Source organism: Blautia sp. MSK17_66 (assembly GCF_020538025.1).
In the GTDB taxonomy this organism is placed as follows: Bacteria; Bacillota; Clostridia; order Lachnospirales; family Lachnospiraceae; genus Blautia_A.
Genome location: NZ_JAJBNQ010000001.1, coordinates 58,663 through 82,477, shown reverse-complemented (window position 1 = coordinate 82,477; position 23,815 = coordinate 58,663). Strand labels below are relative to the sequence as shown.

Sequence of the window (23,815 nt, the reverse complement as noted above, 5' to 3'; positions counted from 1 at the left end):
AATACTTTACAAAAGGAATCTTTGAGATGGCTGGAACGGAAAAGAAAAACAGTACAAAATGTCAAATTATTAATTATATTATAAATCAAAAAGCAACATCTAAAGTAGAATTATCCAGGAATCTGAATCTCAGCATGCCGACAGTTTTGTCTAATGTAAATGAACTGCTGGCCAGTGGAATTGCAGTTGAAATGGGAGAATATGAGTCTACCGGCGGACGAAAAGCGAAAATGATCAGTATTAATCCTGCATATCGCTGCGCAGTTGGAATTAGAATTACTGCAAAACATGTAGGGTTTGTACTTGTAAATCTGAAATCCGAAATTGAAAAGTATGAAAGAATCCGGATGGAATTTTCAACAGAAGCTTCTTACTATTCGCAGATCAGGGATGAACTGAAACGTTTTTTGATAGATGTAGAAAATCAGGACAGAATTCTTGGAATCGGTATCTCTGTTCCAGGAATTATAAGGTCAGGAGAGAGAATGCTGATCAAGTCACATGCACTTCAACTAGAGAATTACAGTCTCAGTTTCCTGGAACAGGCATTTTCACTGCCAGTATACTTTGAAAACGATGCTAATGCAGCAATGATGGCAGAAGACTTAGACAGATATAAAAATGCATTGTACCTGTCACTGAATAATACTCTTGGTGGAGCATTTTGTATTGATGGAAAATTAATACTGGGAGAGAATCAGAAGGCTGGAGAATTTGGGCATATGATCCTGGTTCCGGGAGGAAAGAAATGTTATTGCGGAAAGCTGGGATGTGCAGATGCTTATTGTGCAGCAAGTGTGTTAACAGATGAAACACACCAGACATTAGAACAGTTTATGGCACATTTAGAAGAAAAGGAAGCAAGTGCAGAAGAGATTTGGCAGGAGTATCTGAAAAATCTGGCGATTTTGATATCGAATTTGCGAATGGCATACGATATGGATATTATTCTTGGAGGTGAAGTCGGAGGATATCTGTCAGAGTATATGATACCATTGGGAGAGAAAGTAATGGAATACAATGGATTTGATCATGATGTGAGATATCTGAAAACCTGTTCTTACAAGAAAGAGGCCTCTGCAGTGGGGGTGGCGAAATATTTTCTGCAGGAGTTTATAAAAAAAATATAATTATGATCTTAGTATCAAGAGCTTATAATCCAGAGAGGAAACACGGAAAAATGTTTTCTCTCTGGATTTTTTGTTGTCAAAATGCATAAATTCATTTAAATAATCTTGTGCAATAGGCAGAAGTTAACAAAGATATATTGACAAATTGAGTTTGATGGATAATAATGTAATCACTTTGATAAAACATTTAATAAAAGATGATAAATAAAGGAGGAACTTATTATGTTACAGCAGGTAATGACAAATCCAGGAGAGATTATTTTCAGAGAAGTACCGGTTCCGGAAATAAAAGATGATCAGGTACTGGTTAAAATCATGAACATTGGAATCTGTGGATCCGATATTCATGTATACCATGGAAAACATCCATTTACCAAATATCCGGTTACACAGGGACATGAAGTATCAGGAGAAATTGTGAAGGTAGGAAAAGATACTTCAGGATTCCATACAGGACAGAAAGTAACAATTGAACCGCAGGTTTATTGCGGACACTGTTATCCATGTCGTCATGGAAAATACAATCTCTGTGAAGAACTGAAGGTTATGGGATTCCAGACAACAGGAACTGCTTCTGAGTATTTTGCAGTAGATGCATCTAAAGTAACACCGATTCCGGAAGAGATGTCTTATGAAGAAGGTGCAATGATCGAGCCTCTTGCCGTAGCAGTACATGCTGTGAAACAGATGGGCGATGTAAAGGGAATGAATATTGCAGTTCTCGGAGCAGGTCCAATTGGAAATCTGGTGGCTCAGTCAGCGAAAGGAATGGGGGCAGCAAACGTTATGATCACAGATGTCAGTGATCTTCGTCTGGATAAAGCAAAAGAGTGTGGAATTGATGTATGCGTAAATACAAAAGAAAAAGATTTTGGAGAGGCAATGATTGAAGCGTTTGGCCCTGATAAAGCAGATGTGATCTATGATTGTGCAGGAAATAATATTACAATGGGGCAGGCAATCAAGTATGCAAGAAAAGGAAGCGTAATCGTTCTGGTAGCTGTATTTGCTGGTATGGCATCGATTGATCTTGCAGTTGCCAATGATCATGAATTGGATATCAAGAGTACGATGATGTACCGACATGATGATTATATCGATGGAATTACACTTGTAAATGATGGAAAGGTACATCTAAGACCTTTGATTTCCAAAACATTTGCATTTAAGGATTATCTGAAAGCATATCAGTATATTGATGACAACCGCGAGACAACCATGAAAGTAATCATTAATGTTCAGGAAAAATAGAATTCCAGCAATATTCTGATAGGGGAGAAAAATATGGGGAACGAAAGTAATAATGGAAAAGTACCGCTGATCAGTAAGATCGCATATGGGTTTGGAGATGTGGGATGTAATTTCAGCTGGATGTTTGTCAGTAATTTTCTGATGATTTTTTATACAGATGTGTTTGGAATCAGTATGGCAGCGGTATCAGCTTTGATGCTTTTTTCAAGATTCTGGGATGCAATCAATGATCCGATCGTAGGTGGTCTGACAGATAAGACTCATACAAGATGGGGAAGATATCGTCCGTGGCTTCTTATAGCTGCTCCAATTACAGCAATTCTTCTCGTCCTTTCTTTTTGGGCACATCCGGACTGGTCAAATACAGCGAAGATTATTTATATGGTAATAACATATTGCCTTCTCGTGTTAGGATACACCTGTGTAAATATTCCATATGGAACACTCTGCGGTGCTATGACACAGGATATTGATGAGCGTGCCAAAATTAATACCTCGCGATCGGTGTCAGCCATGATCGCGATTGGAATTATTAATATTGTGACAGTTCCGCTGATCAGCAAGCTGGGAAGCAGCAGTGCAAAGAATGGATATTTGTTCGTTGCAATCATTTATGGATGCATCTTTGCTGCCTGTCATTTCTTCTGTTTTGCAAAGACAAAAGAACAGGTAGTAATTCCTGAGAAAGAAAAAATTTCAATTAAAGTACAGCTGAAAGCAGTTATGCAGAATAAACCATATCTTCTGGCACTGGTTGGTCAGGTGTTGTTTGGGTTTACATTATATGGAAGAAATGCAGATATCTTATATTATTTTACTTATGTAGAGGGAAATGCATCCTATTATACAACATATTCGATGTGTATTATCATTCCGTCCATTATTGGTGCGGCATGCTTTCAGCCAGTATTTCGGAAGCTGAATAATAAAGGAAGAACGGCATCTATCTTTGCCTTGTTTACTGGTATCGCAATGCTGGCAATGTATTTCTTTAACGTTAAAGAATCGCCGGTTGTATTTTATACTCTTGCCGGAATCACGCAGTTCTTTTTTTCTGGATTTAATACGGCAATTTACGCAATTATTCCAGACTGTGTGGAATATGGTGAATGGAAGACTGGACTTAGAAATGATGGATTTCAGTATGCTTTTGTTTCTCTTGGAAATAAAATCGGAATGGCAGTTGGAACAGCACTTCTTGCAGCACTGCTTGGAAAATATGGATATGCAGCAAATCAGACACAGAATTCGGCAGTAATTGCAATCATGAAGCATGCATTTTCGACAATTCCGGGAATCCTGTGGATTGTTACGGCAATTGTTTTGTTCTTTTATCGATTAAACAAAAAACGTTATAATGAAATCGTAGAGGATCTGAAAAGAGGAAAGACCACTGATTTGCGAAATGTACAAAAAATGTAAAACCCATACAAAAAAATTGTTGGATTTATGGATTTACAGGCAGGAATCTGTTTGTTATAGTTTCGCCATAAGTTGCAACGGAGCAAACTCATTAAGTAGTTTGCTCCGTTTTTTCTATCACGCAGAAAGGGCTGCCGTAAGGCGGCTCTTTTTGCTTTATTAAAGCCGGAAATACTCCGATTTACGCAGCAAGCACAGACACAGACAAAACTGCTGCAGTGGATTGGGAGAACGGTGACAACATCAAAGCCATTAAGGAAAAAGGTGTGATCACCGTAGCCACCGGTACCTATGTACCATTTGAATATCGTGATGATGATAATAATATCGTAGGCTTTGACATTGATCTGGCTCAGTACATTGCAGATAAGCTGGGAGTCGACATGGAAGTGACAGACATGGAATTTCAGTCAATTGTTCCATCTATCCAGAATGGTGAATATGATTTTTCCATCGCAGCAATGTATAAGACAGACGAGAGATGTGAGGTTGTAGACATGTCAAAATCCTACTGCGACAGTGGTATGATTCTTGCTGTAAAAGAGGATTCCAAGTATGCAGACACAATTAAGAGTCTGGCTGACTGCGATGGTTTGAAGGTTGCTGTAAAAGAGGGTGCAACTTCCTACAATGTGGCACAGAGTTTTCTGGATGAAAATCCGGATGTTTCTTATGAGATTGTTCAGTATAAAGATACAGTTGGCTGTGTTTCCGATCTTCTGGCAGGTCGTGTGGATGTAGTAGTAAACGACCTTCTGAACCAGAAGATCCTTTCCAAGGAATATGATGGAACCAAGATTGTATGTGACCCATTTACTCATGCAGAGAACGCCATCGCAGTTCAGAAAGGCAAAGATGACCTGCTGGCATTTATCAATCAGTGCATTGATGAGTATTATGAAGACGGAACCTACGATGCACTTTGGAAAAAATGGATCGATGCTTCCGGTGAAGGGGAAGAAGCGGCAGCAGAAGAAGATATAGCAGCAGAAGATGCAAAGGCTGCTGAATAAAACAGAGATGCAGAAATACTTCTATTCAGGAAACGAGTTGCTGTGAACAAGGTGAACAGTAACCGGAAAAGTAAGGAAGAAAGGATAAACCGGCGATAATTACTGGTCACAGGGAAAATAGTATGGTAACATTAAAATGGTCACTTGTATTTGACAAAATACCGTCACTGCTCCATGGATGTGCGGTGACGATGGAAATATCGGTTCTGACACTTATATTTGGTACGATTCTGGGAGTGATACTTGCACTGATGAGGGACAGTCACATAAAAGTGATTGCAAGGCTCGCTCAGTTGTATATCTGGATCTGGAGAGGAACCCCACTGATGGTACAGGCATTTCTGATCTACTTCGGATTGCCAAATCTGGGTATTACCCTCAGTGCTATGACGGCGGGTACACTTTCCATGTCATTGAATACAGGTGCAATATATTGCAGAGATAGTACGTTCCGGTATCCATGCTATTGACCCGGGCCAGAGAGGTAGCAGACCGGATTTTGTTTATGGAAGATGGAGTTATTGTGGAGGATGCGCCTCCGGAAGAATTTTTTGAGCATCCGAAAAACGAGCGCATTCGCCAGTTTATCAGGAAAGTTGAGAAAAGATAATACAGAATGGATTACATTATTAAAGACGGATGGATTGTAAATGGAAAAAAGGAGAAACCTTTTTATGGCGATCTGGTAATAAAAAATGGAAAAGTTGCGGAAGTGGGAACACATATTGAGATTCCCGGGAACTTTCCGAAAGAGAATATTCTGAATGCGGCCGGTGGTTATATAACTCCCGGCTTCATTGACATTCACAGGCATGGAGACTGGCAGGCCTTTGGGAATGGGGATGACCAGCTTCTGAACAGGCAGGGACTGACGACTGTGGTAAATGGAAACTGTGGGCTTTCGGTGGCTCCGGCCGGAGAAAAGTTCGAGAAAGAAATCGCGGGATTTCTCAGTAGTGTGACAGGGGATTCAAGAAACAGAGGAGCTGAGATTATGTCAACCATGTCTTCCTATATGTCCGCTTTAGAGAAAGAAGGGCGAAGCGTCAATACGGGAATGCTTGCAGGAAATGGCACAATCCGTGCCGGAGTAAAGGGATATGCATCCGGAAAGCTATCAAAAGAGGAGGTACACCAGGTCTGGGATGCCGTGGAGGAATCTCTGGCAGCCGGAGTCCTTGGAATCAGCCTTGGAATTGCTTATGCTCCGGAATTTGAATATGACAGGGATGGGCTGGTAGAAGCACTGCAGCCCCTGAAAGGAACGGATATTCCTGTAACTGTTCATATCCGAAATGAAGGTGATGGGATTCTTCTGGCTCTGCAGGAGGTAATCTCTGTGGCAGAGGAACTTAAGATACCACTGCATATAAGCCATCTGAAATGCATTGGAAAGAAAAACTGGGGTGAGACACCAGTGAGAATACTGCAGCTTTTTGATCAGGCAGCAACGAGAGGTGTGAAAGTAGATTTTGACCTGTATCCTTATCTTACAGGTTCCACCCAGCTGGTACATCTTCTTCCGCCACAGTTCCAGGAGGGCGGCACAGATGCGATTTGTGCCAGACTGGCTGACCAATCCTGCAGAGGAAAAATTACAAAGGTGCTGAAGCAGCCCTCAGACATTTTTGAAAATATTGTGGAACTGGCTGGATTTGATATGATTTATGCCAGTACTTTGCATACAGAGAAATTCAGAAGCTATGCAGGACAGTCCATTGCAAAAATCGCAGAACAATTTAAACAGGATCCATATGATACTTTGTACGACATTTTGCTTGCAGAACGATGCCAGGTTACCATGCTGGATACCATTGCTTCTGAAGAGGATATGCTGCATTTTCTGAAGGATAGCCGGGCAAATCTGATCTCGGATGCAATCTATCCGGCTGGTGGAAAATATCATCCCAGAGTATATGGTGCATTTCCCAAGCTGTTGACGGATTATGTGCGGGATAAAAAGGTGTTTTCCATTGAAGATGCAATATATAAAATGACAGCGAAACCGGCAAGGGTTCTGGGAATAAACAGGGGAATCCTGGAAAAAGGAATGCCGGCGGATATCAATATATTCCATTTGGATAAACTGAAGGTTCATGCTGACTTTGAGAACCCGGATCAGTACTGCACGGGATTTGATTATGTGCTGGTGGGCGGCGAGATTGCAGTAAAACAGGACGAGTACAGGAACCCTCAAAGCGGCAGGATAGTGCGGGGATGTAACAAATAAATGTTTGAGAGAATTTTGTGAAATCAAAAAAGGAAGGAACGCCATGAAGTTAACAGAAGAAAGAAAAGCAGAGGTTCTTGCCCTCTGCAAAAAGCTGGTTTCCAACAGAAGTTATTCCGGTGAGGAGAATGCAGTAGCCGATGTTCTGAAATGTTTTATGCGTCAGAAGCAATTTGATGATTTTTGCACAGATAAATATGGTAATGTGATCGGAAAGATCAAAGGCGACAGGACTGGAAACAAGGTTCTGTTTGACGGGCATATGGATACTGTTCCGGCAGATAACAAAGAAGCCTGGAAACATGATCCCTTTGTACCGGTAGTGGAAGATGGTAAATTATACGGTCGGGGAACATCAGATATGAAAGGGGCAGTGGCTGCATTTTTCTGTGCAGCAGCTTACTTTATGGAAGACCATGGGAAAGATTTTGCCGGAGAAATTTATACGGCAGGAGTGGTTCATGAGGAATGTTTCGAGGGCGTGGCTGCCAGAAGCATCAGTGAGCTGGTGAATCCGGATTATGTGGTGATTGGTGAAGCATCTGAACTGAATATCAAAACCGGACAACGTGGACGTGCGGAGATTATTCTGGAAACCTTCGGAAAAGCAGCTCATTCCGCCAATCCAGAGAAGGGTATCAACGCGGTAAAAAAGATGTGTAAGCTGCTTGACGAAATCGACAGGATCCAGCCGCCGGTTCATGAGCAGCTGGGAAAGGGAATTCTGGAAGTTACAGATATTATTTCTTCCCCATATCCCGGAGCCTCCGTAGTTCCTGAATACTGCCGGGCAACTCTGGATCGAAGACTTCTTACCGGAGAAACCAGGGAGAGTGTTCTGGCCCCTGTTCAAAAGCTGATCGATTCACTGGAAAAAGAAGATCCGGGATTTTCAGCGAAGGCCTCTTTTTCCGTAGGCAGTGAGAGGTGTTACACAGGTGCTGAAATTCAGGGCGAGCGATTTTTCCCGGGATGGTACTATGCCCCGGAAGAGAAGTATGTTCAGCAAATTCTCCAGAAAATCCGGGAAGCAGGCTACGATCCTGAACTGACCCAATACAGCTTTTGTACCAACGGCAGTCACTATGCCGGTGAAAAAGGAATTCCAACCATTGGTCTTGGTCCATCCAGAGAAGATCTGGCACATATGGTGGATGAGTATGTGGAACTTACACAGCTTTATGGGGCAGTGGAATGTTATTATGCGGTGATGGAGGCTTTGGTGTTGTAGAAGAGAATAGCGTGAGTTACACATGACGAGCAAATATCCAGATAAAAAGAGCAATCCTGAATTGCATGGATAAGCGAAATAACAGAAGAACCGGAATGTAGAAAGTGGAGGATGGTAAATGGAAATGAAAGGTGCAATTTTTGATATGGATGGTCTGTTGTTTGATACAGAGAACATCTATCAGGAAACATGGAACGAGCTGGCAGCAGAGAATGGTGTGACTCTTGGAATAGATTTTGTTGGTGATATTTGTGGAACCAGCGGTGCACATATGTGCAGAGTGATTGAGAAGCATTATGGAGTTGCAGATGGAAGCGTTATCATGGAAGAGTGCATGAAGCGGGTGCGACAGAAACTTAAGGTTCATGTGCCAAAGAAATCAGGAGCAGAGCGGATTGTAAAGACTTTTTTTGATAAAGGCATACGTCTTGCAGTAGCAAGTAGCAGTTATCCGGAGCAGATAGAAAGTAATCTGAAACTGGCGGGAATGAGAGAATATTTTGATGCAGTTGTCAGCGGCAAAGAGGTTAAACATGGTAAACCGGCACCGGATATTTTTCTTCTCGCAGCAGAGAGAATCCATTGTACACCGGAAACCTGCTATGTCTTTGAGGACAGTGAGAATGGTATCCGTGCCGGAAAAGCAGCAGGATGTACTGCAATTATGATACCGGATGTTCTGGCACCGTCAGAGGAGATAAAAAAGTTTGTTGATGGAATCTATGAGAGCCTGGATGAATTTACAGAAGAAGTATTGGAAAAGTGATGCAGACGGTAATGCTGGAATAGAAGACGGAAGTTTGCGTACATGTAAACTCATGGTAATAATGACTAAAAACAGAAGGTGCTTTTTTAGTAAAAACTGCTTTTGCAACCAGAATAAAATAGTTTTATAATAAAGATAGCGGCGAGTGGCGTAATCATGCAGAAAAGCAAAATATACGTTACTCGCCTTTATAAAATTAATTTCAGGAGGAAGCACATATGCATGAGTATGAAATTTTTATTGAGGATATAAATCCATGTGGAGGAGAACAATACAGTAAAAAAACATTGATAGAGGCAGAAGCAGCCAGCCCGGAGGCTTATGTAAAAGAAAATGGAAGATTCCCAATTCTGGAAACTACAAGCAATGAGAGTGGAGATGTTGTAATTGTAACAGGAGATAATAACGGCTCTTTTGTACGATATACTTTTACGGAATAAAAGGACCGGTCAGTAAGGAGAGAATTTTGTGAAATATGAAATTGGAGATTTTGTCAGTAAACCAGTTACAGGTATCTGTAAAATAGAAGATATTTTATATTTGACTCCTCAGGACGAAAAAAACAATAAATTATATTATCTGATGAAGCCAATAGAAGATGAAAAGGATAAAATATATGTTCCAGTTTCAAATTCAGATTCAAGATTGAGATTATGTCTGACAAAAGAAGAAGCATGGAATCTGATCAAACGAATTCCGGAGATTCCGACAGCATGGATAAACAATGAAAAACTGAGAGAGCAAAATTATAAAGAAGCAGTAAAAGCGAATGATCCGGAAGCATTAGTTGCGATCATAAAAATGATTTATCAGCGAAAACAGAAAAGACTTGCACAGGGGAAAAAGTGTACTGCAACGGATGCAAGGTATTTCCAGATAGCAGAAAATCTGTTATATATGGAACTGGGAGTTGCTATTGGAAAACCCAAAAAAGAAGTATGTGAGACGATTATTGAGTACATTACAGACAACTGCTAATAAAACTTTGTTTGACTTTTTGAATAACAGGGAATATAATTGTAACGAACGAGTAGCAAGTAAGCGTAAATCCAGTTTACCTGCTGCTCGTTTTTATTTTATTAAAATACAATATCGTCATGAAAAAGTGTGTAGCCTGTCAGCGTAAGTCCAGCTAATAAGACAGGGTGTGCACTTTTTTTGTGCAGAAAAGAGAGGAGTTAAAACACAATGGCGGAAAGCAACAAGATGAAGGATATGCCGGTGAATAAGCTGATGATCCAGATGGGGATTCCGATGATTTTATCCATGGCATTGCAGGCAGTCTATAACATTGTAGACAGTGCATTTGTAGGAAATATGAGAGTGGGAAGTGAAGCGGCATTAAATGCTTTGACACTGGTATTTCCGGTTCAGATGCTTATGGTAGCAGTTGGAATCGGAACCGGTGTTGGAACGAATGCACTTCTTGCAAGGACACTTGGACAGGGTAATAGTAAAAAAGCTGCAAAAGTAGCAGGTAACAGTCTGTTCCTGGGCGTGATCATTTATGTGGTCTGCTTATTATTTGGTATCTTTGGGGTGAAAGCATATATTTCATCACAGACAGTAGATGCAGAAGTACTGGAGATGGGAGTCAGCTATCTGCAGATATGCTGTGTGATTTCTTTTGGAATTATTTTCTTTTCTCTATTTGAAAAGTTACTCCAGGCAACAGGTCGTTCTCTTTATTCTACAATTGGTCAGGTAGTAGGTGCGGTTGTAAATATTATCCTTGATCCGATCATGATCTATGGTATTGGACCCTGCCCTGAAATGGGCGTGAAGGGTGCAGCCTACGCAACCGTAATTGGTCAGGTAGCATCAGCAGTTTTATTATTCATTTTCCATATGAAATTGAATAAAGAATTTGAGCATGGGGCGAAGTACATGAAACCAGATAGCGGAATTATCAAGGAAATTTATGCAATCGGACTTCCGGCAATTATCGCTCAGGCTCTGATGTCTATTATGGTTTATGTGATGAACCTGATCCTGAAGTTCAATCCATCAGCACAGACAGCATATGGATTGTTCTATAAGGTACAGCAGTTTGTTCTCTTCCTTGCATTTGGTCTGCGAGATGCAATCACCCCGATCCTTGCGTTTGCTTATGGAATGAGAAGCAAAAAGAGAATCCAGGATGGAATCAAATATGGTCTGATTTATACAATTGTATTAATGATTCTGGGAATTGCAATCACAGAGATTTTCCCTGGAGCATTTGCTACTCTGTTTAATGCGGGACAGTCAAGAGAATATTTTATCGGTGCGATGAGAGTGATCTCAGTAAGCTTCTTATTTGCCGGAATCAATGTTGCTTATCAGGGCATTTATCAGGCACTGGATGGAGGTATGGAATCGCTGGTTATTTCACTTTTGAGACAGCTTGTGATTATTTTACCATTGGCGGGAATTTTTTCTATATTTGTAAGAAATGGTCAGATGGGAGTTTCGCTGATCTGGTGGGCATTTCCGATTACTGAAATAATTTCATGCTTTGTAGGATATATGTTCTTAAAGAAAATCAGAAAAAATAAGGTTAATGCCTTGCGTTAAGGAGGATTCAGAGATGGCGAAAAGAATTATTACGATCAGCAGAGAATTTGGAAGCGGTGGACGTTTTATAGGAGAAGAAGTTGCAAAAAAACTTGGAATTGCTTATTATGACAAAAATATCATCAGCGAGATTGCAGAAAAGTCTGGTTTATCTCCGGAATATATTCAGGAAAATGCAGAGTTATCTCCGAAGAAAGGTTTACTTGCATATGCACTTGCCGGACGTGACATCACAGGGAAATCTGTAGAAGATATGGTATATGAGGCACAGAGAAAAGTTATCTTAGATCTGGCTGAGAAGGGACCCTGTGTGATCATTGGAAGAAATACAGATTACATCCTGAAGGACAGGGATGATGTGCTGAATGTATTTATCCATGGGGATATGCCAGAGAAAACGCAGCGTATCATTCGCTTATATAATGTAGAAGAGAAGGAAGCTGTCAAAATGATGGCAGATACAGATAAAAGACGTATGACAAATTACAACTTTTACACGGATCAGAAATGGGGAAAAGCCAGCAACTATACGTTGTGTCTGAACAGTTCACAGCTTGGATATGACAGATGTGAGAAGATAATAGTGGAATGTAGCAAATAACCGAGGCGTGAGTCATAGTCAAGTTGCTGTGAACGGAGTGAATAGTAATATTAAAGGAAGCGTGTCGAAAGTATAAAAATATAGATATTGACAAGAGATAAAAAATAATTTAATGTTTGATTGTTGTAAATAATATAATTACAATTATAATGGGGATTAAAGGAAAAGTCAACACAGTAATGAAACTTACAGAGGATTGTATCATATGCTATTTATACACCAGAATCAAAAAACATATGACTAAAAAAATGTATCACCTTTATTATCGTGAAAACAGGGAAAAGATTATGAAACTATGACTGAGGTAATGGATGAAAGAGGATCCGGACAAAGTTAGATTTATGAGAACACAAAAATCCTTGTATAAACATTGATTATTATATGATACTATAAATGTTCACAAAGGAGAGTTTATGGAATACAAAAATCAAACAGAAAATCGTGCATTTCAGGAAATGTTGCAGGCAGCAGTAAAACGGCTGCAAAATCGTTCCGGAGAGGATCTTGCAGCAAAAAGTGGGGCTGTTTTTCATAGCAGCCGAAATGTGCTTGAAGTACTGAGTTTTTATGAAACGATTGAAATTCAACTCCCTGAGTTTCGTATTAACTCAAAAATGGACGAATGGCATTATCTGATATTGCTGCATTATCTGGATATGGCAGATGGAACAGAAAGCTCACGAAATCTTATTACTTTTGGTAATCTGAAAGACGGATTGATCCGAGGAACCAAGTTTGACCGGACAGCAGAGCAGAAACTGGAAAAACTTTTGCAGGACAAAGATCCGGAGAAAATTCAGAAAGCATGTAAAAATCTGGGTGCAGAATTCACTGAAACAAAGGCAGATCTGTGTGCTGTTTTTCCAGTTCTGCCACGATATCCGGTAACTTTAAAGATATGGTTTGCAGATGAAGAATTTCCTGTATCTGGTAAAATATTTCTTCAGGATCATGCTGATCATTATCTAAGTGTAGAAGATGCGGTAACAGTTGGAGAAATTTTGCTGCAAAAATTATCAGAAGCACTTTCTTCCCTTTGATCATGAACCAGAAAACTTTCCAGTCCGGCTTTGATGAAAGCATCAATGGTTGTTTGAATCTGTTTCCAGTCATTGCAGTGATTTCTAAGCATCAGTCTGTTTATGGAAAGGCATCCATTCATCTGAAAATAAAAGACAGACTCTGCCTGTTCAAAGGTCAGGAGGCTGTGTGACATAAGCCAGGTCACATAGCCTTCTTTTGTATTTTCTGCTATTTTTTCCAGAAGGATGGGAGCTATCGTGTCATCCAGGAACAGTGCCCTGTACTGTGATTCCATTTGAATTTTCTGACAGAATGGATAAGAACAGCTTTTTTTATTAGGACAGAATAAATGATCTACAGTTGTTAACATATCCTGAGTCATATCATCAAAAATATCTGTTAATACATCATGGATATCGTAGTAATGAAGATAAAAAGTGCCACGGTTGATTTCAGCATTTTTGCAGATCTCAGTAACTGTAATTTTTGTAAAACTTTTCTGCTTTAACAATTCTAAGAACGTATCTTTTATGGTTTGCCTGGTATAGCGGGTACGGCGATCTTGTTTTCTCGTTTTTTCTGACATTATATCCTCCTGTATTATTTGGTATCATATGATTTTTCAACAATTTTTTTGATGTGTTGAGTAGCTATACAAATCTCACAGATTGATTATTGTAATTTATATAGTAACAACTATAATGAGATTTAAAGAAAAAGTCAACAGGTTGTTCAGAATTTTAGGAGGAAAAATATGGGACATGTAATTGCGATATCAGGAAAAGGCGGCGTAGGAAAAACTACACTTTGTGGATTATTGATCCAGTATTTGTGTGAAAGTGGGAAACGTCCGGTTCTGGCCGTGGATGCAGATGCGAATGCCAATTTAAATGAAGTGCTTGGTGTGGAGCCGGAGCTCACACTTGGAGAGCTGAGAGAAGAAATTGAGCGGGCAGGCGTAGACCCACGATATCAGATTCCATCCGGTATGACGAAGCAGGCATATCTGGAAATGCGTCTTTCTGATGCGATTGTGGAAGAAGATGATTATGATCTGATGGTAATGGGGCGAACCCAGGGACAGGGCTGCTATTGTTTTGTAAATGGTCTTGTACAGACCCAGGTTCAGAAACTGCAAAGCCATTATCCATATATTGTGGTTGATAACGAAGCGGGTATGGAACACATCAGCAGAGGAATCCTGCCAATGATGGAAGTTGCGATTCTTGTGAGTGACTGTTCCAGAAGAGGTGTTCAGGCAGCCGGACGTATTGCAAAGCTGATGAATGAATTAAACTTTAAACCACAGAAAACTGGATTAATCGTGAATCGTGTTCCAGAAGGAAAACTGGATGCCGGAACTCTGGAAGAAATCCGAAATCAGGGGTTGGAACTGTTAGGCGTTGTACCACATGATGACCAGGTATATCAGTATGACTGTGATGGAAAGCCGATCATACGGCTTCCGAAAGATTCTCCTGTAAGAAGTGCACTGGGAGAAATTGTAAAGAAGTTAGGATTGTGAGTTGGAGGATTGAAAGTTTGAAGATTGAGTAAGCAGAAATATCATCTGATTTGGTATAACCAATTGCAAAGAAAGGAAAATCTTCATGAGAAATCATTGGACAGAAATAGAAAAATATTTAGAAGACCAGAAGATAGCGCAGGAATTGATTGGAGAACTGAGAGATTTTCACATGCGTTATGAGGTAGAGAATCAGGTAAAAGAACGGGTAGAAAAACCGGATATCCTATTTTATGGGAAAAAGATTCTGGAAATGTCAATAGCAGCGCTTCTTCAGGGAGATAACCTGTTACTTTCCGGTGCGAAAGCTACAGGAAAAAATGTACTATGTGAGACACTGGCATGGATATTCGGAAGACCGGAATACGACATTTCTTTTCATGTAAATACGGACAGTGCCGATCTGGTTGGAACGGATACCTTTATAAATAATGAGGTTCGCCTTCGGAAAGGCCCCATCTACCAATGCGCGGAATTTGGAGGATTTGGAATCCTGGACGAAATCAATATGGCAAAAAATGATGCGGTTTCTGTACTGCATGCCACACTGGATCATCGGCGCAGAATCGATATTCCAGGATATAACAGGATTTTACTTCATCCGGCAACACGATTTATCGGCACGATGAATTATGGTTACGCAGGTACCAGAGAGCTAAATGAAGCATTGGTTTCAAGGTTTATGGTAATTGATATGCCTGAAATGGATGAGGATAGTGTCCTTTTTGTATTAAGACAACATTTTCCAGATGGGGAAAAAAGTGCACTGAAAGCTTTTGCAGGACTGTTTCTGGATTTGCAGATCAAAGCTTATCATGGAGAAATCTCAACAAAATCTCTTGACCTGAGAGGATTGGTTTCTGCTGTAAAAGCAACAAGAAGCGGACTTTCTCCAATTGATGCAGTCCGGATGGGGATCATAAATAAAAGTTTTGATGTATTTGAAAAAGAAATCGTAGAAGATGTGGTTTCTACAAGAATCCCATCTTCCTGGACCGGAAAAGACATATGGGGGTAAACTTGTATGAAGGATGTCAGATGGCCGGCGGAACAACTGGAAGAACATCGTCTGGAGATCAGCAATCGTATCAGAAATCTTTTTTGGACAGTCAGTGGTGATTATGATACGGAATTTGAACCGGACACAGAAAAATATGTTTATTCAAAACAAACGGTTCTGTATGAGGCAGTGAAGCAGGGTGCCTTTGCACGATATTTTGATCAGAAAAAACTTGGCATGTATTTGATGAAAAAATTACATTTTTCTGCTGGAGAAGATATGCTGTTGTCTCTTGCTGGATTATGCATGGATGCTGCAGTGAATCGTTTTATCATTCGAGAACGTTTGGGAACAAAGGAAATCAGAGAACAGGCGTTCAGAGAATTGGAAAAGGCCGAGGAAGAGCAGGTATCAGACAAGGCTGGAACAGACCTGATTCACAGGATTAGGCTTCTGTATATAAGGCATGTTCTGGAGAACACAGACGATAAGGGAATGGATCCACAGGCAGAGATTGCATTGTACAAGATTCTTTCTCTGAAGGATGCGGAAAATACGGAAGATGTCATAAACGTGATAGATGAGATTTATAATCATGTTCTGGATCCCTCTTTTGAAAAAAGAAATGGAAATCTGGAGAAGATTCTGAATTTACCGAATATGGCATTGGCCAATGACGCGTGGCAGGAATGCATGACGGATGAACAGATGGAAGACATCATTCAAAAATATCTTTCTAATCTCAAAAAAAAGATGATGAGTCTGGATATCAGAAACAAAAAGAAAAAAAGATTTTATTTCTCGCCGGAAAATGAAGAAGTTCCGAAAAGCTCGGAGAATATAAATCCACAGGCAGTGCGACGGATACGGGAATATGTGGAACTGAATTACGGAAAATCGTATCTAAGTGAATCGGAGCAGGCCAGAGTCAACCGGAAAATTTGTACAGGAATCCACAAAAACTGTATCCTGTATCTTACAGATGGAATTTTACAGAGCCCTGTGATAAAAAATAATCAATACCGTTTTTCTCAGCTGCAGTTTGAAAAAAATAAAGCCTATTATGGAAATAATCACTGGATCATCAAAAGAAATATTTCTGTGTTGGCAGAGTCACTGAAACGGGCATTTATAATCCGAAAGGATGATTTTGTCAGCAGATCTGATGCAGGGCAGCTTGTTCCTGAGAGGTTATGGAAAATTGGAAGAACAGACGATGACAAGTTATTTAATAGAAAAAAGAGATCTGAAGATTCTGAGTTTGTAATAGACGTCCTGATTGATTCCAGTGGTTCCCAAGCAGGCAGACAGGCTCAGGTAGCGGCGCAGGGATATATTATCAGTGAAGCATTAAGCCAGGCAGGAATTCCTCATCGGGTGACAGGATACTGTGCTTTCTGGGGATATACAGTACTTCAGAGATTTCGGGATTATGAAGATCCAAGGGAAACAAATGAAAGAATCTTTCAATTTCGGGCATATGCCAATAACAGAGATGGGCTTGCACTGAAAACAGTCTGTTCTTCTCTCATGGAGCGACCGGAAAAAAATAAGATTTTAATCGTATTAAGTGATGGAAAACCCTGTGATATGAGTATACAACGACCAGGAACCCGCCAGCCCAAGATCTATGACGGAGAAGGAGCTATGAAAGATACTGCATCTGAGGTGCGTCGGGCCAGAAATCAGGGAATTTTCGTAATTGGTATTTTTGTAGGGAATGAAGAAGAACTTTCCGTGGAAAAGAGAATCTATGGAAAAGACTTCGCCTATATTCGTAATATCAGCAATTTTTCTCGTATGGTAGGAACTTTTTTGCGAAGACAAATTGATATGGAATGAAAATGGAGGAATCACTATGGGTAAAATTAAATTTTCCAATTGCCAGGATGTAAGAAATCAGAAAAAGATACAGGAATTAGACTGTCCACGCTGTCATGAACTGGGAGGCATTGAAGCCTTTGTGAAAGACGGGATACTTGCAGAGGACGGAGTATGTGATAACTGCGGATATATTCTTCCAGAAGGAACAGAACTGGAGGAAGTGGAGTAAGAAGCATTTAAGGAGATAAGAGATGAAAATAGCAGTTTGCGGAAAAGGTGGATGTGGAAAAAGTACAGTAACCAGTCTTTTGGCTAAGGCTTTAGCCAGACGAGGAAAAGAAATTTTGGTAATTGATTCCGATGAATCTAATTATGGTCTACACCGACAGCTAGGTATGAAGCTTCCCAGAGATTTTACAGATTATTTCGGTGGAAAGCAAAATGTTTTAAATGATATGACGTTATCAAAATTTACTCATCAGTTTTTTGAGAAAACCTGGACTATAGATGATATACCGGAAGATTATTATAGTCTGAAGGACGGTGTAAAACTGATGAGCAGTGGAAAAATTCATCAAGCAAATGAAGGGTGTTCATGTGCTATGGGAACTGTTATGACTCAATTTATCCAAAATCTTAGGCTTACAGAAGACCAATTTGCATTAATGGATATGGAGGCTGGTATTGAACACTTTGGACGTGGAATTGATAACGGTGTAGATTTGATATTGATAATCATAGATCCATCCTATGAATCCTTACAGCTTTCCAAAAAAATCGGGGAATTATCGGAAAGTATTCGAAAACCATTTTATTACGTTTTCAATAAAGTAACAAAAGAGAATCAGGAAATGATGTATGAAGCTGTATGGAATTCAAGTCGAGTCGCTGTATCTCTTAGTGCGGATCCTAGTATTATGGGAGAGGGACTGATGGGGAAAGAACTATCAGAAAAACCAGATGCTATTGAAAACTTAACAGAATTTCTACTTTCTATTTAATATGGATATATGATAAAAGATAACCAGATTATACAGCTGTAATTTGTAAAATTAGATCCGCTTGATGCAAGAAAGAAGCAGTGATATACTGAAACAAAAGGTATTTATAAAATAATAAAAACCTGGAATTGTATTGTGTGATTGAACAGTTACAAAGAATGCAATTCTTGTGGAGGGTATAGGATGATACAGATTGCAATTGTGGAAGATGAAGAAATTTACGTAAAACAATTAACAGAGTATATCCGGAAATATCAAAAGGAAAGGGGAAGATCAATAAAGGTTACGGTATTTGGTGATGGAGAAGATATCATTGAGAATTACAGTGGTGGTTTTGACATTATTCTGATGGATATTCAGATGCGGTTCATGGACGGTATGACAACTGCAGAAAAAATCCGTCAGATGGATCAGAAAGTAATTATTATGTTTATTACAAATATGATTCAATATGCAGTACGTGGATATGAAGTTGATGCAATGGATTATGTAGTAAAACCAGTTGAGTATTTTTCTTTTTCGCAGAAACTGGATAAAGCAATTGGACGTATTCGTTCTGAAGCAAAGGAATTTCTTATGATTACGATTGGAGAAGGAATCGTAAAAACAGATATAGCAGATATCTATTTTATTGAAGGACAGGGACATAATGCAGTTTTTCATACTTTAAGAGGGGATTACAGTTCCAGAGTTACGTTAAAGGAACTGGAAGAAAAATTGATAGTTCATAATTTCTTCCGGTGCGCCAAGGGGTATCTGGTAAACATGAATCATGTAGAAGGCATTGTTGGTTCTGACTGTGTGATTCATAGTGTACATATACCAGTCAGCAGAACTAGAAAAAAGGAATTTATGAATAAACTTTTGCAAAATCTGAACATGGATTAATTTTGTTGGGCGGATAACGGAGGAAGTTATGTTATACCAGGATATTCCAAGAATTTATACAGCAATTGCGGAGTGGGGAGCGTGTCTGGTTTATCTCTATATGTTGAAAAGAGAAAAAATGAAATCTGCACATTTTCTTATTGGTGTGTTGCTTATGCTGGCATTGCAGTGTGCTTTTCTGGTTGCGACAGGTAATGTATCAGAGGTTTTATGGATTCCCTGTATGATTATTGCTGTTGCTATAATGTATGTATTTCTTATGGTTGGAGGAAGCATGAAACCTCTTGGGGCAGGATATTGCTGTGCCAGAGCATTTGTGTTGGCAGAGTTTGTTGCTTCTCTGCAGTGGCAGATTGTATCTATTGTACAGGTGAGAGGAATTCAAAGTTTCTGGACTGAAATTTTGATTACGATTATAATTTTCGGTGGTTGTTTTGTCATTGATATTTATCTGGAAAGGGATTATCTGAAACAGGATTATCTTCAGCAGATGACTGTAAAAGAAGTTGTAGCAGCAGCAATCATGGCAGTTACAATCTTTGCGTTCAGTAATCTGAGTTTTTTGAGTAAAAATGTACCATTTGCAAGCAAAGAACGTGCAGACATTTTTTCTATGAGAACCCTGATTGATTTTGGAGGAATTGCAATCCTGCATGCTTATCAGAGCAGGATTAGTGAGTATATTGCCGAAAAAGAACTTTCAGCAATGAATGTGATCCTGAAAAGTCAATATGAGCAGTATCGAAATTATCAGGACAGTCTGAATCTCATACAGATGAAATATCATGACTTGAAGCATCAGATCACAGCACTTCGTACAGAATCAGACGAAGAAAAACGTAAAAAATGGATTGATGCAATGGAGGAAGAAGTCTCTGCCTTTGAAAATATGAGCAAAACAGGTAATCAGGTGCTGGATACAATTCTTGCAGCTAAAATTTTTCATTGTCGAAAAAATTACATACAGATTACCTGTGTAGCGGATGGTAAGTTACTGGATTTTATACATGTAACAGATTTGTGTTCCATTTTTGGAAATGCATTGGATAATGCAATTGAACATGTAATTATGATACCGGAAGTGGAAAAAAGACTGATTCATCTGACGGTATCTGCAAAAAAGAGTTTTGTTTTTATTAAAATAGAAAATTATTGTGAAGATAAAATTCAGAAAAATGAAAATGATCTGATTACAACAACAAAAGTAGATCGACAAAACCATGGATTTGGATTAAAAAGCATTCGTACTGCTGTGGAGAAATATAATGGTTCTGTGGATTTTGGAGTGGATCAGAACTGGTTTGAATTAAAGATTCTTTTACCCAGAGTAATGTAAAGCTCTGGGTGTTTTTTTGCATTTCATGCCATATTTTTGCATGTTGTGCCAAAACCGGCACGATGAAAAAGATATGATATAGTAAGGTCAACAGGAAACAGTTCCTGAAATTACAGGACAGATAAAAAGGAGGAGAAGAGAATGATCAGTGTTGAAATGGAAGATGTTCTGGCGGTATTACAATTATGCAAACCGTATATTATCGGTATTATTGCTGCACTTGTAATTGGAATCGTAATTATGACCGCATGCCGCAGGATGTCCAGGGACAAAAGATTTCTGATAAGAAGGGAAGCTGCGATCGCAATGGTTCTTGCAGTTGTTGTCTGCGTGAATATGATCTGTTTTGGACCAATGGCTACGTTGATTGGACTTGCAACGGGAAATGGAACTTTAAGCGATGAAACAAATGAAGAAGCTGCGGAAGTGGCAGAAGAGATTATGGAAAACGGAATTGTTCTTCTGAAGAATGAAAGCCTGCTTCCTTTAAATGAAACAAATAAACTGAATATTTTTGGCTGGGAATCTATCAATCCGGCTTACGGAGGAGCTGGTTCCGGTGGAATTAATGATCTGTATGATATTGTCAGTCTGAATCAGGGACTTGAAAATGCCGGATTTTCTATTAACCAGGAACTGGTTGATTTTTATAACAATTATGGTGCAGATAATCCGGAAATGTCTATCCAGAAACAGAGCTGGACATTACCGGAGCCACCTGTAGATACGTATAGTGATGAGCTTATTAAAGGTGCAAAAGAGTATTCTGATGTGGCAGTTGTGGTTCTTTCCAGAAAAGCAGGTGAAGGTCATAATGATATTCCTATGGATGTAAAAAAAGCAGCCTATGATAATAATTCAGATGAATATGATGATTTTCCTGAGGGAGAGCATTATTTACAGCTTTCACAAACTGAGAGAGATATGGTGGATATGGTTTGCTCAAACTTTGATAATGTGATTGTGATTTATAATGGAGCAAATCAGTTTGAACTTGGTTTCGTAGATGAATATCCACAGATTAAATCTGTTGTATGGTGTCCCGGAACTGGAAATGTGGGATTTGATGCACTTGGTAAAGTTTTTTCAGGAGAAGTCAATCCTTCCGGAAAAACACCGGATACATTTATTTATGATATGACGACTGCTCCGTGGTGGAATAATGCAGAAAAAATCGAGTATACAAATCTGGCAGATATGGCAGTTGAGGGAATGAATGCAGGAACTGCTCAGGTGTATGCTCCAGCATTTACCAATTATGTGGAAGGTATTTATGTAGGATATAAATACTATGAAACAGCTGCACAGGAAGGTGCGATTGATTACGACAAGACTGTACAGTATCCATTTGGATATGGTCTGAGTTACACAGAATTTGAACAGAAAATGGGCGAACTGGAGGAAAAAGACGGACAGATTTCTGTAGATGTGGAAGTAACCAACACCGGAGATGTTGCCGGAAAAGATGTAGTAGAAGTGTATTATAATCCACCATATACAAATGGCGGAATTGAGAAATCTTCTGCAAATCTGATCGAGTTTGCAAAAACAGAGCTGCTTCAGCCGGGAAAATCTCAGACCGTTACAGTTACATTTAGTATAGAAGATATGGCCTCTTATGATGAGAATAATGCAAAAGCGTATGTTCTTGAACAAGGCGATTATGTGATCTCTATCAACAGCGATTCACACACTGTGCTGGATCAGAAAACTTATACTGCAGATGCTGATGTAGTATATGAGGGAGAAAATAAAAGAGCATCAGATAATACTGCAGCAACAAATGTATTTGAAGATGCAAAAGGAGATATAACATATCTGTCACGTGCAGATCATTTTGCAAATTATGAAGAGGCTACAGCAGCACCGGCATCTGCAGAGCTGAGTGAGCCATATGTTTCTGAATATCATCTAAACAGCAACTTTGACAAGACTACATACCTCAATGATGAGGATGTAATGCCGACAACGGGAGCAGATAATGGACTTACATTAGCTGATATGCGTGATGCTGATTATGACGATCCTCGTTGGGAAAAACTTCTGGATCAGCTTACTGTTGATGAAATGGAAAATATGATTGCAATGGCTGGTTATCAGACAGCAGCCATGGATTCTGTGGGAAAAGTGGCTACACTTGATTTCGATGGACCAGCAGCAATTAATAACAACTTTACAGGAGTTGGTTCTATTGGATTTCCAATTGAAGTTGTGGTTGCTTCCACATGGAATAAGGAACTTGCACAGTCCTGGGGCGAATGCATGGGCAAGATCAGTCAGGAAATGGGTGCAGAGGGTTGGTATGCACCAGGTATGAATACTCATAGAACCGCATTTGGAGCAAGAAACTATGAATATTTTTCAGAAGATGGAGTTCTTGCAGGAAATATGGGGGCAAATGCAGTAGAAGGTGCAAGAAAATATGGAGTTTATTCTTACATTAAGCATTTTGCACTGTATGAAGGAAATGCAAAGATGGTAAGTGTCTGGTCAAATGAGCAGGCAATCCGTGAAACTTATCTGAAACCATTTGAAATTTCTGTAAAACAGGGAAGCGCAAATGCGGTTATGGTTTCCTGGAGTTTCCTTGGAGATAAATGGACTGGAGAAAGCAGTAACCTTATGAATACAGTTCTCAGAGATGAATGGGGATTCAGGGGAATGGCACTTACAGACTTCTTCCGAAACAATGGTCATGGATTTATGAATGCAGATGCAGCTTTGGCGAATGGAGTAGATGCAATGTTGTCCACATTCAACGGAGAAGAGAACAATGTAGCCAATCCGGAGCATCCAACATCTGTACTTCAGATGAGAAATGCCTGCAAAAATGTCATGTATACAGTTGTAAGCAGCTGGGCTTATGATGGAGAACACGAAGAAACAGGTATGGAAAACTGGAAGAAAGCAGGAATTGGTATCGACATTGTAATAGCACTTTTCATGGCAGGAATGGAAGTACTGGTAATCAGAGGATATAAGAAAAGAAAGAATGCTGAATAAGGATGAAAGTGGGAT

At 39.6% G+C, this 23,815-nt stretch carries 23 protein-coding genes; 22 read left to right on the top strand and 1 reads right to left on the bottom strand.

Features of this window, described 5'->3' with window-relative positions; translation table 11 throughout:
* The first annotated feature begins 26 nt into the window (after positions 1-26).
* From LIR34_RS00370 to LIR34_RS00305, 14 genes are all read left to right on the top strand, one after another.
* The gene (locus LIR34_RS00370) at positions 27-1,130 is read left to right on the top strand and encodes an ROK family transcriptional regulator (protein WP_173901599.1); all 1,104 of its coding nucleotides are present in this window, start codon (positions 27-29) and stop codon (positions 1,128-1,130) included.
* A gap of 222 nt (positions 1,131-1,352) precedes the next feature.
* Positions 1,353-2,381 (top strand): zinc-dependent alcohol dehydrogenase, encoded by a 1,029-nt coding sequence (locus tag LIR34_RS00365; RefSeq protein WP_173901600.1) that lies wholly within the window; start codon positions 1,353-1,355, stop codon positions 2,379-2,381.
* Positions 2,382-2,414: 33 nt separating this feature from the next.
* Entirely contained in the window at positions 2,415-3,803 is a 1,389-nt protein-coding gene (locus tag LIR34_RS00360) for an MFS transporter (protein ID WP_173901601.1), read from the top strand.
* Between the two features lie 218 nt (positions 3,804-4,021).
* Positions 4,022-4,816: an ABC transporter substrate-binding protein gene (locus LIR34_RS00355; protein ID WP_173901602.1), complete on the top strand. Its 795-nt coding sequence runs from the start codon at positions 4,022-4,024 to the stop codon at positions 4,814-4,816.
* Between the two features lie 122 nt (positions 4,817-4,938).
* Positions 4,939-5,286, top strand: coding sequence for an ABC transporter permease subunit (locus LIR34_RS00350; protein WP_161285115.1), 348 nt, complete (start codon positions 4,939-4,941; stop codon positions 5,284-5,286).
* The gene (locus LIR34_RS00345; protein WP_207718741.1) at positions 5,277-5,426 is read left to right on the top strand and encodes a hypothetical protein; all 150 of its coding nucleotides are present in this window, start codon (positions 5,277-5,279) and stop codon (positions 5,424-5,426) included. The genes LIR34_RS00350 and LIR34_RS00345 overlap by 10 nt, the downstream gene beginning before the upstream one ends.
* Positions 5,427-5,432: 6 nt before the next feature.
* Positions 5,433-7,046 carry an N-acyl-D-amino-acid deacylase family protein gene (locus tag LIR34_RS00340; RefSeq protein WP_173901603.1) on the top strand — a complete coding sequence of 538 codons (1,614 nt, stop codon included), beginning with the start codon at positions 5,433-5,435 and terminating at the stop codon, positions 7,044-7,046.
* 43 nt (positions 7,047-7,089) lie between these two features.
* The gene (locus tag LIR34_RS00335) at positions 7,090-8,277 is read left to right on the top strand and encodes a YgeY family selenium metabolism-linked hydrolase (RefSeq protein WP_173901604.1); all 1,188 of its coding nucleotides are present in this window, start codon (positions 7,090-7,092) and stop codon (positions 8,275-8,277) included.
* 118 nt (positions 8,278-8,395) lie between these two features.
* A complete protein-coding gene (locus LIR34_RS00330; protein ID WP_173901605.1) occupies positions 8,396-9,043 on the top strand; it encodes an HAD family hydrolase in 648 nt (215 codons plus the stop codon).
* A gap of 218 nt (positions 9,044-9,261) precedes the next feature.
* A complete protein-coding gene (locus tag LIR34_RS00325; protein ID WP_117639141.1) occupies positions 9,262-9,483 on the top strand; it encodes a hypothetical protein in 222 nt (73 codons plus the stop codon).
* Between the two features lie 28 nt (positions 9,484-9,511).
* Positions 9,512-10,021: a CarD family transcriptional regulator gene (locus LIR34_RS00320; RefSeq protein ID WP_173901606.1), complete on the top strand. Its 510-nt coding sequence runs from the start codon at positions 9,512-9,514 to the stop codon at positions 10,019-10,021.
* Positions 10,022-10,231: 210 nt separating this feature from the next.
* Complete coding sequence (locus LIR34_RS00315) at positions 10,232-11,599, top strand: MATE family efflux transporter (protein ID WP_173901607.1); 1,368 nt, start codon at positions 10,232-10,234, stop codon at positions 11,597-11,599.
* A 13-nt stretch (positions 11,600-11,612) separates the two neighbouring features.
* The gene (locus tag LIR34_RS00310; protein WP_161285121.1) at positions 11,613-12,200 is read left to right on the top strand and encodes a cytidylate kinase-like family protein; all 588 of its coding nucleotides are present in this window, start codon (positions 11,613-11,615) and stop codon (positions 12,198-12,200) included.
* A 413-nt stretch (positions 12,201-12,613) separates the two neighbouring features.
* Complete coding sequence (locus LIR34_RS00305) at positions 12,614-13,240, top strand: DUF3786 domain-containing protein (protein ID WP_173901608.1); 627 nt, start codon at positions 12,614-12,616, stop codon at positions 13,238-13,240.
* On the opposite strand, the gene LIR34_RS00300 is transcribed toward LIR34_RS00305, so the two are convergent.
* A complete protein-coding gene (locus LIR34_RS00300) occupies positions 13,162-13,809 on the bottom strand; it encodes a TetR/AcrR family transcriptional regulator (RefSeq protein WP_173901609.1) in 648 nt (215 codons plus the stop codon). The two genes, LIR34_RS00305 and LIR34_RS00300, sit on opposite strands and share 79 nt — an antisense overlap.
* A 168-nt stretch (positions 13,810-13,977) precedes the next feature.
* On the opposite strand from LIR34_RS00300, the gene LIR34_RS00295 reads away from it, so the two are divergent.
* The 8 genes from LIR34_RS00295 (at position 13,978) to LIR34_RS00260 (ending at position 23,800) form a co-directional block, all read left to right on the top strand.
* Entirely contained in the window at positions 13,978-14,748 is a 771-nt protein-coding gene (locus LIR34_RS00295) for an ATP-binding protein (protein ID WP_173901610.1), read from the top strand.
* Positions 14,749-14,833: 85 nt separating this feature from the next.
* Positions 14,834-15,766, top strand: a complete 933-nt coding sequence (locus tag LIR34_RS00290; protein ID WP_173901611.1) for an AAA family ATPase — start codon at positions 14,834-14,836, stop codon at positions 15,764-15,766.
* 6 nt (positions 15,767-15,772) lie between these two features.
* The gene (locus LIR34_RS00285; protein WP_173901612.1) at positions 15,773-17,590 is read left to right on the top strand and encodes a cobaltochelatase CobT-related protein; all 1,818 of its coding nucleotides are present in this window, start codon (positions 15,773-15,775) and stop codon (positions 17,588-17,590) included.
* Between the two features lie 16 nt (positions 17,591-17,606).
* Positions 17,607-17,801 (top strand): hypothetical protein, encoded by a 195-nt coding sequence (locus tag LIR34_RS00280; protein ID WP_173901613.1) that lies wholly within the window; start codon positions 17,607-17,609, stop codon positions 17,799-17,801.
* Positions 17,802-17,823: 22 nt separating this feature from the next.
* Entirely contained in the window at positions 17,824-18,573 is a 750-nt protein-coding gene (locus LIR34_RS00275; RefSeq protein WP_173901614.1) for an ATP-binding protein, read from the top strand.
* A 183-nt stretch (positions 18,574-18,756) separates the two neighbouring features.
* Entirely contained in the window at positions 18,757-19,461 is a 705-nt protein-coding gene (locus LIR34_RS00270) for a LytR/AlgR family response regulator transcription factor (protein ID WP_173901615.1), read from the top strand.
* Between the two features lie 28 nt (positions 19,462-19,489).
* On the top strand, positions 19,490-20,797 hold the full coding sequence (locus LIR34_RS00265; protein WP_173901616.1) for an ATP-binding protein: 1,308 nt from the start codon (positions 19,490-19,492) through the stop codon (positions 20,795-20,797).
* Between the two features lie 141 nt (positions 20,798-20,938).
* Entirely contained in the window at positions 20,939-23,800 is a 2,862-nt protein-coding gene (locus tag LIR34_RS00260) for a glycoside hydrolase family 3 C-terminal domain-containing protein (RefSeq protein ID WP_173901617.1), read from the top strand.
* The last annotated feature ends 15 nt before the right edge of the window (positions 23,801-23,815 follow it).

Excerpts from the sequence above, each read along its gene's own strand:
- LIR34_RS00370 (WP_173901599.1), top strand. The coding sequence starts at position 27 with ATGGCTGGAACGGAAAAGAAAAACAGTACAAAATGTCAAATTATTAAT.
- LIR34_RS00365 (WP_173901600.1), top strand. The coding sequence starts at position 1,353 with ATGTTACAGCAGGTAATGACAAATCCAGGAGAGATTATTTTCAGAGAA.
- LIR34_RS00360 (WP_173901601.1), top strand. The coding sequence starts at position 2,415 with ATGGGGAACGAAAGTAATAATGGAAAAGTACCGCTGATCAGTAAGATC.
- LIR34_RS00350 (WP_161285115.1), top strand. The coding sequence starts at position 4,939 with ATGGTAACATTAAAATGGTCACTTGTATTTGACAAAATACCGTCACTG.
- LIR34_RS00345 (WP_207718741.1), top strand. The coding sequence starts at position 5,277 with ATGCTATTGACCCGGGCCAGAGAGGTAGCAGACCGGATTTTGTTTATG.
- LIR34_RS00340 (WP_173901603.1), top strand. The coding sequence starts at position 5,433 with ATGGATTACATTATTAAAGACGGATGGATTGTAAATGGAAAAAAGGAG.
- LIR34_RS00335 (WP_173901604.1), top strand. The coding sequence starts at position 7,090 with ATGAAGTTAACAGAAGAAAGAAAAGCAGAGGTTCTTGCCCTCTGCAAA.
- LIR34_RS00330 (WP_173901605.1), top strand. The coding sequence starts at position 8,396 with ATGGAAATGAAAGGTGCAATTTTTGATATGGATGGTCTGTTGTTTGAT.
- LIR34_RS00325 (WP_117639141.1), top strand. The coding sequence starts at position 9,262 with ATGCATGAGTATGAAATTTTTATTGAGGATATAAATCCATGTGGAGGA.
- LIR34_RS00315 (WP_173901607.1), top strand. The coding sequence starts at position 10,232 with ATGGCGGAAAGCAACAAGATGAAGGATATGCCGGTGAATAAGCTGATG.
- LIR34_RS00310 (WP_161285121.1), top strand. The coding sequence starts at position 11,613 with ATGGCGAAAAGAATTATTACGATCAGCAGAGAATTTGGAAGCGGTGGA.
- LIR34_RS00305 (WP_173901608.1), top strand. The coding sequence starts at position 12,614 with ATGGAATACAAAAATCAAACAGAAAATCGTGCATTTCAGGAAATGTTG.
- LIR34_RS00300 (WP_173901609.1), bottom strand. The coding sequence starts at position 13,809 with ATGTCAGAAAAAACGAGAAAACAAGATCGCCGTACCCGCTATACCAGG.
- LIR34_RS00295 (WP_173901610.1), top strand. The coding sequence starts at position 13,978 with ATGGGACATGTAATTGCGATATCAGGAAAAGGCGGCGTAGGAAAAACT.
- LIR34_RS00290 (WP_173901611.1), top strand. The coding sequence starts at position 14,834 with ATGAGAAATCATTGGACAGAAATAGAAAAATATTTAGAAGACCAGAAG.
- LIR34_RS00285 (WP_173901612.1), top strand. The coding sequence starts at position 15,773 with ATGAAGGATGTCAGATGGCCGGCGGAACAACTGGAAGAACATCGTCTG.
- LIR34_RS00280 (WP_173901613.1), top strand. The coding sequence starts at position 17,607 with ATGGGTAAAATTAAATTTTCCAATTGCCAGGATGTAAGAAATCAGAAA.
- LIR34_RS00275 (WP_173901614.1), top strand. The coding sequence starts at position 17,824 with ATGAAAATAGCAGTTTGCGGAAAAGGTGGATGTGGAAAAAGTACAGTA.
- LIR34_RS00270 (WP_173901615.1), top strand. The coding sequence starts at position 18,757 with ATGATACAGATTGCAATTGTGGAAGATGAAGAAATTTACGTAAAACAA.
- LIR34_RS00265 (WP_173901616.1), top strand. The coding sequence starts at position 19,490 with ATGTTATACCAGGATATTCCAAGAATTTATACAGCAATTGCGGAGTGG.
- LIR34_RS00260 (WP_173901617.1), top strand. The coding sequence starts at position 20,939 with ATGATCAGTGTTGAAATGGAAGATGTTCTGGCGGTATTACAATTATGC.